Source organism: Ensifer sp. GW821-FHT05G01 (assembly GCF_059419585.1).
The window spans coordinates 150694-165880 of sequence record NZ_JBWKSC010000013.1; the positions used below are offsets into that span (position 1 = coordinate 150694).

Below are 15187 nucleotides of genomic sequence, written 5' to 3' on the forward strand. Positions count from 1 at the left end.
ATAAGCTTTTGGCACGCATATTGGTCATGATCCCCGCCGGCGAGGTCTACGCGCATGACAGCGTTCGCTGGTACAATCATCAAGACATCCGGTCTCACATCAACACCTATCACAATATGGGCGATGCGTTCGTTTTCGACTCGTCGCTGAAGCTGCTGCGTTTCGAAAAACTCGGTGTTCTGGAGATATCGGAGTTCAAACCACGCGAGATCGCCCGTCTTCGGGAGGAATACGATTACGTGTTCCTGCGGGGATCGAACTACATTCACGATGCTATGAACTGGGAGGCGGCAGCGACGGTCCTGAAGGCGCTCGGCCTGCCCGTCATTGGCTTCGGTATAGGCGCACAGGCACCGGTGGACGGAAAAATCAGGATCTCCGACGAGACCCGCGCTGTGCTGCAGCTGATGTCCGAATCAACAACCACAGTCGGAGTGCGTGGAGCCTATTCGGCCGACGTTCTCTGGAGCCTTGGCATCCGCAACGTGCGGATCGTCGGCTGCCCCACCGCCTTCCGGCGGAACGATCCGGAATTGCGCATCACGCTGCCGCCGCTGGAACAGGTCCGCAACGTCGGTGTCACTGTCAGGCGTGAAGTCTCCGGCGCCTACGCCAAGGACATCGAACGCTATCTCACCTTCCACCGTGATCTGGTGAAAGCGATCGCCGGACGCTTCCAGACGGTGCTTTTGGCGCAAGGCGAAGTCGAGGAGAAGAAGCTCGTTCTGGGGGACGAGGCGCAACGCGCAGAGGCCATCACCGCGCTCAGGGCCGATCATTGGACATCGTCGTGGTACCTCGATGAGGCGATGCTGGATCTCTACCGGAATAGGCTGTTCTATTCGGATGTGGTCGCCGATTATGAACAGCTGATCCGCGGCCAGGATCTGGTGCTCGGCTATCGCCTGCACGGCAATCTGATGGCATTGGCGAACGGCGTCCCGTCGATCTACTGCACCTATGACAGCCGGACGGCCGAATTCTCAGACACATTCAAGATCCCCAGTTTCGACATCTTCGGGCAGACGACGTTCTGCCTCGAGGACTATTGGGACCAGGGCCTATTCGACCGGTACAACCGCGCCTGGTTCCACACCTACGGCGAAATGTGCCGGTTCCTCACCGAAAATGGTGTCGCGCACAAGATGCACGACATCCTCGAAACCCCACAGGCGAAAATCTCCCGAGTTGCTTGAAGCGAAGAGGCGTGAACATGCAAAACGCAAAGACCCCGAACAAAGTGCGCAAGGCGATCATCCCGGCTGCCGGATTCGGCACCCGAATGCTGCCGGCGACGAAATGCGTTCCCAAGGAACTGCTACCGATCGTCGACCGCCCCATCCTCGACTACATCGTCAGCGAGGCGTTTGCCGCAGGAATCGAACACGTGATCATTGTCACCGGTCGCATGAAAGGTGCAATCGAAGACTACTTCGATCACGCATTCGAGGTTGACGCCACGCTTCGCAAGGCCGGCAAGAACCCGCTTGCCGACCAGTTGGCGACGGCGACGCCCGATGCCGGAAGCATCTCTTTCGTGCGCCAGCAACAGGCCCGTGGCCTTGGACACGCCGTCTGGACTGCGCGTCACATCGTCGGCGACGAACCTTTCGCGGTTCTGTTGCCTGACATGTTGATGGTCGATCACGAGCCTTGCCTCAAATCCATGACGGATCTTTACCAGCGGCACGGTGGCAATGTGGTGGCCGTAGAACGGTGCCTGCCGGAAGAGGCCCACAAATTCGGCATCGTTTCCCTGAGGCAGACGATGGGGGGCGCGCTGGTCGACGGCCTCGTGGAAAAGCCTGCCCCGGGCACGGCGCCGAGCAACCTGTTCATTTCCGGCCGCTACATCCTGCAGCCCGAGATTTTCTCGATCCTCGAGAACCAGACGCCGGGTGCTGGCGGCGAGGTCCAACTGACCGACGCCATGATCACGCTGATGGCAAATCAGGAGATCCGTGCGTTCGAATTCGCCGGCCGTACTTTCGATTGCGGAAATCCGACCGGCTTCGTCACGGCCAATCTGCATATGGCGATGACGCGCACGGACATTGCTGCGGGGATATACGGCGAGATGCATGCGATCATGTCTCCCGCGCGCGCTATAGCTTGATTTCAACACATATTGGCAGTTGGCGAATTAGCGGGCATTTCGCCAGCCGCCGCCGAGAAAGTGCCTAGGCCACGGGACACAGACAGAAGTGTTCATGGCACATTTGCAAGAACGAGGCTGAACCCCACCCTTCACCTGAAAGTCGATGTAGAGGCTGTCATCGGCGACGTGGACCCGAACGTCGTCGGCCTCTGCTTGCTGCCGTCAGGTGGCTAACACTCAGCATGTAACATTGGATATGAAGACGCTTGTATACCAGGATGAATCTGGCTTAGCTGACCCCGATTCAATTTCCAGGGAGTGAGCGTGGCAAACAAGAGTGGACGGCCAAACATTCTTCTTATTACGTGCGATCAATGGCGTGGCGACAGCCTCTCCGCAGTTGGTCATCCCGTCGTAAAAACGCCCAATGCCGACGCGTTAGGCCGAGAGGGCGTGCTGTTCCAGCGCCACTATGCAGGTACCGCGCCCTGCTCACCGGCGCGCGCCTGCCTCTACACCGGCCTCTACCAGATGAACAATCGGGTCTGCCGCAACGGCACGCCGCTCGACGACCGCCACGATAACATTGCCCGCGCTGCCCGCAGGGCCGGCTACGACCCAACGCTCTTCGGGTATACTGATGTTGCACCCGACCCGCGCAACCATGCGCCCGCCGACCCGTTTCTGCGCACCTATGAGGGCGTTCTGCCCGGTTTCACCACCCGCCAGCTTTTGCCCGAGCATCAGAAGGCCTGGCTGTCCTGGCTTGCGGCCCGCGGCATCGATTCCAGCGCCGGCTTCCCCGCCGTCCATCGACCAGCTGCTTCAGATGCCCCGGAGGTCAGCAACGCCGTTCCCGCCTATTCCACGGACGAGACGCCTACGGCTTTCCTTGTCGGCGAATTCCTGCGCTGGCTGGGTGAGCAGGACGAAGGCGAGCCTTGGTTTGCCCACGTCTCGTTCCTCAGTCCACATCCGCCATTCATCGTACCCGAGCCGTTCAACACGATGTACGACCCGGCAGAAGGGCCAGGCTATCATCGCGCTTCCACGGTCGACGCGGAAAAGGCACATCACCCCTTCCTCGCCTATCATCTCGAGCACCACCAGAACAAGTCGGGCTTCATCCCTGGTGCTGCCGGCAAGGTCGCCGACTGGACCGAGGACGAGTTTCGCAGGATCCGTGCGCTCTACTACGGCATGATATCGGAGGTCGATGCTCAGCTAGGTCGCATGTGGAAAGGCATAAAGGACAAAGGCGTCTGGGACGATACCATCATCATCCTCACGTCAGACCACGCGGAGATGATGGGCGACCACTTCATGCTCGGAAAGGGCGGATGGTTCGATGGCAGCTACCACATCCCCCTCATCATCAGGGCGCCTGGGTGTGCGCAGGCTGCTGGCACGAAAGTCGATCGCTTCACCAGTGCGGTGGACATTATGCCAACCTTGCTCGACCTTATCGGCGGCAAGGCTCTGCCGCATCTCGACGGCCAGTCGCTGAAGCCCTTCCTCGATAACGCAGTACCCGATACCTGGCGCGACGCCGCATTCTGGGAATACGACTTCCGCTCGATCGCCAAGGGGACAGCCGAGGCCCATTTCGGTCTGGGCTCACGTGCCCTCAACCTGTCCGTCGTCCGCACCGAGACGGTTAAATACGTGCACTTCGGTGCCGGCCTGCCGCCATTGCTCTACGATCTCGCCAATGATCCGGGCGAAACGCGCAACCTCGCCGACGACCCGGCCTGGCTGTCTGTTCGGCTCGAATCCGCAGAGCGGCTGCTAGCCTGGCGCGCGCGGCATCTGGACCAGTCGCTGGCCCTGTCGGAACTGACAGACGCCGGCGCAGTGGGCCATCTAGCCCGCCTGCCCTGATCGCCGGCGATCAAGCGTCTCGCCACGTCCGCATGGCGCGATCTCCGCCAGCTTCTCCGCGAACTGGAATGCGATCGGGTGCCTCATTTGCAATGAAGGCGCGAAGTCCAGCGTGTTGCGTTGACTCTCGATGGCTTGCGAGACTTCCCGACGCGCTTGCACCGCATTCACGTCACGACGATAGACGCCTTCGGTTGACACCAGCCGTCGCGGAGCGGCCTTGAACCGACGGCTTGCGGCAAAGGGCATCCGGTCGTGTTCAAGATTGAGGCTGTTGGTCCCGTTCCGAGAAGGGGCAACAGGTAGGAGAGTAGCTCAGGGTCTTATCTGGTGTGTTCGCCGCGCCCGCCAAGCTGACTGCACATTCAAGCCTCTGAAAGAATTCATGAAAAGAAGACGGTAAGGCAAGGACCATTAGATTTTCTTGCGCTGACCCAAAGGTATTCGCGTTTGCGCGGATGAACTGCAGACCTGTAACCTCAAATCCAGTCGGCCGAGATTTCGTCGAAGGTGCATCACGGACTCGCCTTGAGCTGCCAGTAGAGGATCCGCGGCTCCTGCATGGTCCGCCCCCCCCACGACATCTCCAGCCATTGCCAGGAGGCGCTCCGAAGTCCGGCGGCAAGGACACGTTTGGTGGCCATTGTTCACGCGGGCTTTCACGGGGTTTCGTCTTCCACCCTGACGAATGAGCGTTGCGTCGGCAGGAGCCGTTTCAACGAGCAGACGAGCAATCTTTCGTTGTCCCGAGCTCCATCCAAAAAGGCGGAATATGTCTAGCAAAGTTCCCTCGCACGCCCGCATCGTCATCGTCGGCGGAGGCGCCATCGGTACCAGCATCGCCTATCATCTCGCCAAGGCCGGAGAGAAAGATGTGGTGGTCCTGGAAAAAACCGCGTTGACCGCAGGCTCGACCTGGCATGCAGCCGGACTGATGGGCCAGTTGCGAAGCAAGGTGAATCTTACCCGCCTGATGCAGTACAGCGCCGATCTCTGCGCCCGGATCGGTGCGGAAACAGGACAGGACGTCGGCTGGAAGAACGTTGGCAGCCTCCGGTTGGCCGCCTCCGATGCCCGCTGGGAGGAATTGAAGCGCGCCCACACCGCCGCGAAAAGTTACGGCTTCGACATGGAACTGGTCGGTCCGGACGAGATCCGGCGACTGTTTCCGCTTGTTGACGTCAAAGGGCTGCGCGGTGCGACCTGGATTGCCTCGGACGGCCACGTCGACCCCTATTCGTTGACCCATGCGTATGCGAAGGGTGCCCGGGCAGGCGGCGTGCGCATCGTTGAGGGCGTTACCGTAACCGGGTTTACCATTGACGATCGCCGCATCACGACCGTGAAGACCACTGAAGGTGACATTGGCTGCGAGGTCGTGGCCAATGCCGCCGGCCTGTGGGCACGTCAGCTCGGTGAACTCGCGGGCATCGACCTGCCGATCACCGTGGTCGAGCACGAATACTTCGTGACCGAGAAATCACCGCTGGTACCGGACGACCTGCCTACGCTTCGCGACCCCGATGCCAATTTCTACGTCAAGCCGGAGCCGGGCGCTATGGTGATCGGCGGTTGGGAGAAAGAAACGCGCGCCGCCTACGGCTTGGGCAAGTTGCCGATGAGCTTCGGCCAGGAACTGTTCGCCGATGATCTCGAGCGCATCGCCGAGGTGATCGAAGGCGCATCGAACCGTATTCCGATCTTGAACGAGCTCGGCGTGCGCTCGGTCGTTAACGGTCCCATACCGATTTCGGCCGATGGAGAGCCGGTGATGAGCCTTGCGGGCGACTTCGAGAACTTCTTCGTTGCCTGCGGCTTCACGTCCGGGATCGCGGCCTCGGGTGGTGCCGGGCGTGCCATGGCAAACTGGATTCTGGAGGGCGACCCGGGCATGGACCTCTGGGCCTTCGACCTGCGCCGCTTCGGCAACCCGCACGGCGGGCTCGCCTACCTGCGCGACAGTGCCATCGAGGCCTACTCGAAATACTACGCCGTCGCCTGGCCGGAAGAGGAACGTTCGGCTTGCCGGCCGTTGCGCCGGTCGCCGCTTTACGAGGCCCTGACGGCGAAAGGGGCGGTCAACGGCGTGAAGTTCGGCTGGGAACGCCCCAATTACTTCCTGAAATCCGGCGAGCCAAAACCGCCGCTCGAAACCTTTGAGCGCGCGCCCTATGCCGAGGTCATCGGTCGGGAGCATAGGGCGGTGCGCGAGGGCGTGGCGCTGGTCGACCAATCGTCCTTCTCCAAGTTCGAGGTCTCAGGGCCAGGTGCTCTTCGTTACCTGCAATGGCTGGCTGCCGCCAACGTCGATCGCAGCGAAAACGCGGTGATTTACACGCAGCTCCTCAACAAGCGCGGCGGAATCGAAGCCGACCTTACGATCATGCGCCGCCGCGAGGATCGGTTCCATGTGGTAACCGGCTCGGCCTTCGGCACGCGCGATGGCGGCTGGATCCGCCGACACATGCCGCGCGACGGCTCTGTTCACGTACAGAATGTGACGGGCGCCTATGGTGTCATCAACCTTTGCGGCCCCTTGTCGCGCGACGTCCTTGGCAAAGCGAGTGAAGACGACGTCGGTAACCACGCCTTCCCCTACATGACGTGTCGCGACATCCGCATCGGCTGGGCTCCGGTCATGGCCGCACGCGTTACCTATGTCGGCGAACTCGGGTGGGAGCTCCATGTGCCGACCGAATACATGGCATACGTCTACGAGCTGTTGAAAGCGGCAGGCGCCGAGTTCGGCATCGCCGACGTCGGCTATAAGGCAATCTCCAGTCTGCGCATGGAAAAACGCTACCTCTATTGGGGCGCCGACATCACTCCCGACGACACACCCTTGGAGGCGGGGCTAGGCTTTGCGGTGTCCATGAAGAAGGGCAACTTCCAGGGCCGCGACGCGATCGTCGCGCAGAAGGAGACCGGTATCGCGCGCAAACTTGCCTGCTTCCGGCTCGATGAGCCCCTGCCGGTCTATGGCGGCGAAGCAATGTCGGTGGACGGCCGCATCGTTGGTATGACCACCAGCGGCGATTTCGGACACACCGTCGGCGCTTCGCTCGTATTCGGATATCTGAAGGGCGAGGACATGGCGCTCAGTGAAATCGAAGTGGAGGCATTTGGCCGCCGCAGCAGGGCGACGGCCGTCGAACGCTGCGCCTATGATCCTTCCGGCGAGCGCATCCGCCTGTAGATGCAACAGGAGCGGGCCGGCGCCACAAATTGCAACATTTCCCTGCGCGGGGCGGACATGCCGCCACATTGGAGGCATGTCCCATTCGCTACATTCGTGGGCACTCGCGCCGCGCCGCCACGACGATATTTTTAAGCACCTCGCCACGGACGGCTCGGTGAGTATCACGGAGCATTTGATTTTTGCGACGTGTCTCGCGAAACCGTTCGCCGTCACATGAAATACCTGGCGGAGCGCGGCCAACTCGGCTTCGTCCTGGGTAGTGCCCTCTATTTCAGACGAAGGAACTGGCCCTCACAGCGGACAGCCAAGAGAATATGTCCGGCAAGGAGGCGATCGGGCGGACGGAGGCCGCGCTTGTCGAAGAAGGCATGGTGGTGTTCCTCGATACCCGAACAACGGCGACTGTAGTGGCGCGTGCGACCACCGGTCGGAAAAACCTGACAATCAGCATCACGGGTCGGACGATTGCGCATGGCAGCGACCGCTGCCCGGCGCCACACCAGGCGCCGGGATGTTGAATCTGTAGCAAAGGCTGCCTTAGCCGATGATCAGGGTCATGCCGAGCGCGGCGACGATACCAACGGGTACTTTCGGGTTGGACAAGACGTCGTTCCTCGCTCGGCACATTTTGTGGCGCGGCAGCCGCTGCTCCACGCTTTCGTCGACGGTGCGCGTCAGGGTTCGCCCTACACCTTCACCCTCAGACCTTTCGGGTCATAGGCGGGGGAAAGATGCACCGTTGCAGCGAAGCGGTCACCGGCCAATTCAACTTCGAAACGGCCGGTTTCCAGGAACGCCCGGTCGACGCCTGCGGGATTGTCGACGATGGCGAGGGCAACGGAGCGGCCGAGCGTATGGGCGTAGGCGGCCGACCGGACTTCCCCTATCGGCTGTCCATCACGCAGGATCAATTCGCCGCCCCAAAGCATCGGCAAGGGATCGTCCACGGTGAATTGCACGATGCGCTTGGAAGATGTGCCCTTCGTCTTCGCCGCCACGAGCGCTTCACGGCCGATGAAACCATCAGGCTTATCGAGCGACACGGCAAAGCCGAGACCGGCCTCATAAGGTGTGATATCCGGCGTCAGCTCACGGCTCCAGGCGCGATAACCTTTTTCCAGCCGAAGCGCCTCCAGCGCATAATAGCCGCAATCGGTCAGTCCGAAATCGCGCCCGACATCATGCAGCGCCTCGTAGACACCGACGGCGAACTCCGTCGGGACGATCAGCTCCCAGCCGAGTTCGCCGACATAGGTCATGCGGTTGGCGTAGGCCGTGGCGTAGCCGATATCGATTTCGCGGATCGTGGCGAAGGGGAAGCCTTCGTTGGAAAGGTCGGCAGAGGTAAGACGGGTAAGAATATCGCGGGACTTCGGCCCCATCAGCGCCAGGACTGAATAGGCCGAGGTAACGTCGGTGAGCGACACATGGGCGTCTGCCGGCAGGTTCTTGCGAATCCAGTCCGCGTCGTGCACCGCTTGCGCCGAACCGGTGACGAGAAGAAAGCGGTCGGTCGCAAGACGCATGACCGTCAGATCGCTCTCGTAGCCGCCCCGATCGTTCAGGAGCCCGGTATAGATCGACCGGCCGATGGCAACGTCGATATCGGCGGCGCAAATGCGATTGAGGGTGACTGCGGCATCCCGGCCTTGGATGAGAAGCTTGGCGAAGGACGTCTGATCGAAGATGCCGACCGCCTCGCGCGTCGCCGTCATCTCGCGCTTGACCGCTTCGTGCCAGTTCTGCCGGCCGAAGGCATAGTCCGTGACCGGCTTTTCTCCCTCGGTCGCAAACCAGTTGGCGCGCTCCCAGCCCATCTTCGAACCGAAGCAGGCGCCCTTGGCCGCAAGCCGATCATAGAGCGGCGAGCGGCGGAAGGGCCGCGCCGTGTCCAGCTCGCGGTTGGGCCAGGGCATGGCGTAGTGTAGCCCCAGCGTCTCCTTGACGCGGTCATGCAGCCAGCGCGGATTGTTGTTGAAGGTTGCGAAGCGGCGGATATCCACCGGCCAGAGATCCATGGTCGGCGCACCGTTGACGATCCATTCGGCCAGCGCCCGACCGGCGCCCCCGGCACTGGCAATGCCCATCGAGTTGAAGCCGGCGCCGACGTAGAAATTCTTCAGCTCTGGCGCCTCGCCGAGCATGAAGTTGTTGTCCGGCGTAAAGCTTTCAGGACCGTTGTAAAACTTCTTCACCTCTGCTGTCGCCAGCTGCGGCACGCGCTGCAGGGCGCTCTGCATCAGGATTTCGAACTGGTCCCAGTCGTCGGGCAGCAAGGCGAATTCGAAATCGTCGGGAATGCCCTTCATGCCCCACGGTTTCGCCTCCGGCTCGAAACCGCCCATGACCAGCCCCCCGACCTCTTCCTTGAAGTAGATATAGCCGTCGGGATCGCGCATCACCGGCAGATCCGGATGCACGCCTTCGATCCTGCCGGTAACGATATACATGTGTTCGGCCGAATGCAGCGGCACCGACACGCCGCACATCAGCCCGACCTTGCGCGCCCACTGGCCGGCGCAGTTGACGACGATCTCGGCCGAGATCGTTCCCTGGTCGGTTTCGACGCCGGTCACGACCCCATCGGCAACAGAAATCCCGGTGACGCGGACGCGCTCTATGATCCGAGCGCCGCGGTTGCGCGCCCCCTTTGCCAGCGACTGCGTGAGATCGGTCGGGTTGGCCTTGCCGTCGCCGGGCAACCAGACGGCACCCGCCAGATCGTCGATCGCCATCACCGGCCAGAGATCCTGGGCCTCCTTCGGCGAGATCACCTCGATGGCAACGCCCTGGGCGCGTGCAGACGCGGCGGTGCGCTTCAGCACCGTCATGCGGTCGGCAGACCTCGCCACCGAAACGGAACCACAGTTCTTCCAACCGGTGGCGAGCCCGGTTTCGGCCTCCAGTTCGCTATAGAGCTGCGTCGAATATTTGATCAGGCTCGTCATGTTCGCATGGCTACGCAACTGGCCGACGAGGCCGGCCGCGTGCCAGGTGGTCCCGCCGCTCAATTGCCCCTGCTCCAAGAGTACGACGTCCGTCCAGCCGAGCTTGGTCAGGTGATAGGCGACCGAACAGCCGATAATACCGCCACCGACGATGACGACCTGTGCATGCGTTGGAAAATTCTGAGCCATGAAACGACCTCCCGATGCCATGGAAGGCCGCACCATAACAACAGAGGCGCAAAGAACAAGACATAATGTTACAAAAACTTACATTACGTCACTCTGCGACGATCACGATCGGCCCCTTGCGCTTCAGCGCCTCGCAGATCGCCTCCGGTGGGCGCCGATCGACGATCACTCCGGCTGCGAGCTCGAATCTTGGAATCCGCAACGGAGTCAGCCGGCCGAACTTCGAGCTGTCGAGCACGAAATAGGCCTTGCCCGCCGTCGCCGTCATGCGGGAGCGCTGCTCCGCGCCGTTGCGGGTAAAGTCCGTCACTTCGCCATCAGGAGACAATCCGCCGCCACCGAGGAACGCCACATCCACTCGGAAGTGGCTGATTGCCTCCAGCGCATCGATGCCGACGGCCGCCTCTTCCGCCGGGTCGATCTCGCCCCCGAGCATATGCACCCGCACCTGCGGCTGACGACACATCTGCAGCGCGATTGACAGCGAAGTCGTACAAATCGTTAGGTCTTTCCGGTCCGCCAGTGCATGTGCCACGGCGAGCGTGGTGGTGCCCGAGTCGAGAAATACCACCATGCCGTCGCGCACGAGTGCTGCTGCGGCCCGGCCGATCGATGCCTTAGCCGATGCGTTCTCACCTCGCCTTTCGGTGAAGGCAGCTTCGGTCGGCTCAAACAACGTCGCCCCGCCATGAACGAGATCCAACTGGCCGCGCTCGGCCAAATGTTTCAGGTCACGCCGGATCGTCTGCCGCGACACATCGAAATGGTCGGCAAGTTCAGTAATGCTGACAGTGCCATCGGAGACCAGCCGGCGGAGGATCTCGCCATGGCGGCGGGGAGCGAGGGCGCGAGCGCTTTGACTATCTGACATGTTGTTATCTGCGATCATTTTTGGCGTTTTGACAAGATGTGCCTCCCAGGGCGAGTCGTCGCCTGATTGAGTTGTGTTTTGCACAGTGAGGCCGACCACATCGCCCGGTCACGCGAAATTTCGGGCCGGAAAGTCTATTTATGTTGCATAATGTAACTATTATTTGCATCATGTCCCGAGCGCTGATGAACTCAAAGGGAGGCAGAGCAGTGCAAAAGGCATGCACACAAGGCCGCCGGTTTACCTTCTACCTTCTCGACGGCTACAACCAGCACGCATTCAGCTCCGCGCTCGAGCCGCTGCGGCTCGCCAACGACGTGATGGGCAGGCCCTACTACTGCTGGCGTATGCTGACACGCGACGGCCAACCGGCGCGGTCAAGCTGCGGAATGCGCATGGCGGCCGATGGAGCGCTCACCTCGGAGCAGGACGGACTGCAGCAGCTAGATCGTCCTCACATGACCGTTGTCTGCGGCGGCAGTGCTGTTCCTCCAGCGGATGGAAAGGCCGAAGGTTGGCTGCGCATGTCGCGGCGGGGCCGGATCCCCGTCGCCGGGCTCGCAGGCGGCCTCTACAGCCTTGCACGCGCCGGCCTGCTAGACGGGCGTCGCTGTGCCGTACATTGGGAACACTTTCCGGACTTTTCCGAGCGGTTCTTCGAAACGAAAGCCCGCCAGACGGCATTCGAGATCGACGGCGAACTCTATACCTGCGCCGGCGGCAATGCCCCCTTCGACATGTTCCTGCGCATCGTCGAAGACGACCTGGGCCGCGACGTGGCAAACCGCGTTTGCGAAGTGGCGCTGTCGGAGCACGTTCGCGGGGCTGGAGAACGCCAGCGGCTGCCGCTTCAGACCCGCGTCGGCATCGACAACCGTCTGCTGATCGACATCATCGAGCAGATGGAGGCAAACATAGCCGAACCGTTGAAACTTGCCGATATGACACCATCGACAGGCCTGTCGCGGCGCCAGGTCGAACGCCTGTTCAAGCGGGAGATGGGGCGCTCCCCCAAACGCTACTATCTCCAGATGCGGTTGGAGCGGGCGCACCTGTTTCTCGTCAATTCGTCGCTTGCGGTCTTCGAGATCGCTGTGGCTTGTGGATTTTCCTCGGCGTCGCATTTCTCCCGGACCTACAGGGAGACCTACGACTGTACGCCGCAGCACACGCGCACGACAGAACTGGAGCGCCGGCGCCGCACCCTTGCGGGCGGCGAGGAGAGACGAATGATCTTGGAGGAGCGTCGTGTCGCCTAGGTCATTTTCAAGAATAGTGCGAAACGGATTTCAGTCGGGAATGCGTAAAAAATGGAGAAAATGAGTGTTGCGTCGCGCAACTCCGGAGCGTCGGTGTTGATCGCGTAAGACGCCCGCGCTCTGTCCGGGCGTCTGCCACACCATTGCTCGACAGAGCAGGACCCGCGAGAAGGTTGAAGGTTTTCCCGCTATGCACCATGCGCCTCACCGTTACAGCGATTGCAATGTCCTGCCGAATAGCTGGAAAATTGCCTCAAACGAACAGGACGTTGCGCTCCTGTGCACGCAGGCGTGGGTCGTGCGACCGGATTGTCACAGGCCGGCTATCCAGGAGCTCGAAGCAACGGGCCAGCGTCTCCTCCGAAAGCCGCCGCATCGCCTCGCTGGTGAAGAAGGCCAGGTGCGGAAAGAGGATAATGTCGGGGCGTCCGAAGAGTGCGCTGAGGGGATGCCCTTCCTTCGCCAGAGGTTCCTGACCGTAGACGTCCAGCGCGACGCCTTGGAGACGACCTGCGAGCACCGCTTCGACCAGCGCCGCCTCGTCGATGAGTGCCCCACGCGAAACGTTGACCAGAACCGCCGTCGATTTCATGCAGGCAAGCTCCGCCCTGCCGATAAGATGGCGCGTCGATGCGTTCAAAACGGTGTGCAGCGAAACGAAATCGCTTTGTCGCAGCATCGCGTGAAGATCGTCGACCTTCTCGATTCCGCATCCTGCCATCACCGACGCGTCAACATGCGGGTCGTAGCCGAGAACACGCGCCCGGAAACCGGCTCCCGCCATGCGCGCCATGCTGCGGCCGATCCTTCCGGTTCCAACCAACCCGACTGTCGCGCCCGCGATGTCGCGTCCCAGCCAACGCCGTTCCGGCCAGATCCAGCCGTCGCGCTCCATGGCTCGGCCGACCTCCGGCAGGCGCCGGGCAAGAGCGATCATGAATGCAAAGGCCGCTTCAGCAACGGTCTCCTCAGCGTAGTCCGGCACGTTGACGACAGGTATGCCTCGCGCCATGGCGGCCGATATATCAATTGCGTCGATACCGACGCCATATTTGACAATACCCCTCAGGCGCTTTGACTGCGCGATAATGCCGGCAGTGATCGGCGTGTAGCACGTCAGCAGCAGATCGGCATCCGCCGCCTCGCGCATCAGCGTGTCCTGCGAAACGCCATCGGGCAAGGTGACGAGCTCAACACCACGCGCGCGCAGTCCAGCGTCGATTTCCCGACATTCGAGTTCCTGGTCCGTTCGAATGGCTTTCATGGCAATGCTCCTGATTTGTCTGCTGCCGGTGCCGTCAGCCCGCCAGGATCGACTGCTCTACAATAGTCAGAGCCCGGTCGAGCTCCTGGCGCGTGATCACCAGCGGTGGCGAGAGCGTCATGACATTGCCCCCGCTGATCTTCAGGCTCAGCCCCGCCTCCAGGCAGCGATAATAGGCGCGTTCCGCAAGCGCATTGTCGGGCGCAAAGTCTGCGCGGTCGCGAACGATCTCAACACCGAAGAGCAGGCCGCGGCCGCGGACATCGCCAATAGCCTCGCAGCGTTCGCCGAATGCGCTGAGCCGCTCCATCGCATACGCCCCAAGTTCGACCGCCCTCTCCGCAAGTCCCTCCTCGATGATGATCGAAATGGTGGTCAGCGCTGCGCGTGTCGTCACCGGGTTCTTTTCATGCGTGTAATGGCCGATCGCATAGTCACCCGCCACGTCGAGATCGCGCCGGGCAACCACACCGGCGATCGGCAGGATGCCGCCGCCGAGTGCCTTGCCGAGTACGAGTATATCGGGGACGACGTCGTCGTGTTCACAGGCGAAAAAGCGCCCTGTCTTGCCGAGGCCCGTGGGAATTTCATCGAAAATCAGCAAGGTTCCGTGCCGATCACAAGCCTCGCGTACCTGTTTCCAGAAGCCAGGCGCCGGCGGATTGGGCGTTGCCCGCATGGGCTCGGCAACCAGCGCGGCAAAATCGCCTTCGCGGGCCAGCACATAGGAGACCATGCTGGCGCAGGCGCGGGCAGAAGCTTCTAGCGTGTCCTGGCCATAGGCGCAATGACGGTTGGCCCAGGGCGCGACGTGTTCGGCGCCCGGCAACAGCGGTCCGGCGATTCCAGAGCGAAAGGTGGCCTCGCCGCCGACGCTCGATGCGCCGAAACCGGCACCGTGGAAGGCGTCCCAGAAGGACAGTGTTTTGAAGCGGCCCGTGGCAGCGCGCGCAAGTCGCAGCGCGACCTCGATCGCATCTGATCCGCCCGTGGTAAACAGCACTTTGCCGAGATCGCCAGGCGCCAGCCGACCAAGTGTTTCTGCAAGCTCGACGGCGGGTTCGCAGGTGAAACGTCGCGGTGCGAAACACAAGTCGTCGATCTGGGCCTTGATCGCCTGTTTCAGGCGGGGATGCCCGTAACCGATATGGTGGACGCTGTTGCCGTGGAAGTCCATGTAGCGGCGGCCGGCGGTATCCTCGATCCAGATGCCCTCCGCTTTGGCGATAGCCGTCAGGCAGGGGCTGGAAAGGCTCTGGTGGAGAAACGCGTCTGCGTCCCGTGTCACCAGGGATGTCGTCCTCTCATCGCTTACCCGAGCGTTCCAGATCCCCCTTGCTACCGAGGTGTTGGCTTCGCCCTCCGTGTGAACCAATGCGGATGCTGTGGCGCTCATCTTCTCTCCGATCGACGTAACATCGTGCTGGGACGCGTAACCTATCGCATCTATCGGAAGCGGAACAAAATCGATATTATCT

10 protein-coding genes are annotated in these 15187 nt (G+C 61.6%); 6 read left to right on the top strand and 4 right to left on the bottom strand.

Going from position 1 to position 15187, the window contains the following annotated elements; all coding sequences use genetic code 11:
- Positions 1–8 precede the first annotated feature (8 nt).
- The 5 genes from AC07UR_RS27020 (at position 9) to AC07UR_RS27040 (ending at position 7696) form a co-directional block, all read left to right on the top strand.
- Positions 9–1196 carry a polysaccharide pyruvyl transferase family protein gene (locus tag AC07UR_RS27020; protein WP_209789853.1) on the top strand — a complete coding sequence of 396 codons (1188 nt, stop codon included), beginning with the start codon at positions 9–11 and terminating at the stop codon, positions 1194–1196.
- Positions 1197–1213: 17 nt separating this feature from the next.
- On the top strand, positions 1214–2116 hold the full coding sequence (locus tag AC07UR_RS27025) for a UTP--glucose-1-phosphate uridylyltransferase (protein WP_209789854.1): 903 nt from the start codon (positions 1214–1216) through the stop codon (positions 2114–2116).
- Between the two features lie 306 nt (positions 2117–2422).
- Positions 2423–3979, top strand: coding sequence for an alkaline phosphatase family protein (locus AC07UR_RS27030; protein ID WP_209789855.1), 1557 nt, complete (start codon positions 2423–2425; stop codon positions 3977–3979).
- A gap of 772 nt (positions 3980–4751) precedes the next feature.
- Positions 4752–7175: a GcvT family protein gene (locus AC07UR_RS27035; protein WP_494700213.1), complete on the top strand. Its 2424-nt coding sequence runs from the start codon at positions 4752–4754 to the stop codon at positions 7173–7175.
- Positions 7176–7492: 317 nt separating this feature from the next.
- Positions 7493–7696: a hypothetical protein gene (locus AC07UR_RS27040; RefSeq protein ID WP_209789857.1), complete on the top strand. Its 204-nt coding sequence runs from the start codon at positions 7493–7495 to the stop codon at positions 7694–7696.
- A gap of 168 nt (positions 7697–7864) precedes the next feature.
- On the opposite strand, the gene AC07UR_RS27045 is transcribed toward AC07UR_RS27040, so the two are convergent.
- Together AC07UR_RS27045 and AC07UR_RS27050 are read right to left on the bottom strand one after the other, a co-directional pair.
- Positions 7865–10315: a GcvT family protein gene (locus AC07UR_RS27045; RefSeq protein ID WP_209789858.1), complete on the bottom strand. Its 2451-nt coding sequence runs from the start codon at positions 10313–10315 to the stop codon at positions 7865–7867.
- An 88-nt stretch (positions 10316–10403) separates the two neighbouring features.
- Entirely contained in the window at positions 10404–11186 is a 783-nt protein-coding gene (locus tag AC07UR_RS27050) for a DeoR/GlpR family DNA-binding transcription regulator (protein ID WP_209790266.1), read from the bottom strand.
- Between the two features lie 209 nt (positions 11187–11395).
- Here AC07UR_RS27050 and AC07UR_RS27055 point away from each other — a divergent pair, with 209 nt between their 5' ends.
- Positions 11396–12445: a GlxA family transcriptional regulator gene (locus tag AC07UR_RS27055; protein WP_209789859.1), complete on the top strand. Its 1050-nt coding sequence runs from the start codon at positions 11396–11398 to the stop codon at positions 12443–12445.
- Between the two features lie 253 nt (positions 12446–12698).
- Here the strand turns inward: AC07UR_RS27055 and AC07UR_RS27060 are convergent, their stop codons facing one another.
- Positions 12699–13709, bottom strand: a complete 1011-nt coding sequence (locus AC07UR_RS27060; RefSeq protein ID WP_209789860.1) for a 2-hydroxyacid dehydrogenase — start codon at positions 13707–13709, stop codon at positions 12699–12701.
- Between the two features lie 34 nt (positions 13710–13743).
- Positions 13744–15105 (bottom strand): (R)-1-hydroxy-2-aminoethylphosphonate ammonia-lyase, encoded by a 1362-nt coding sequence (gene pbfA / locus AC07UR_RS27065; RefSeq protein ID WP_209789861.1) that lies wholly within the window; start codon positions 15103–15105, stop codon positions 13744–13746.
- Positions 15106–15187: the final 82 nt, after the last annotated feature.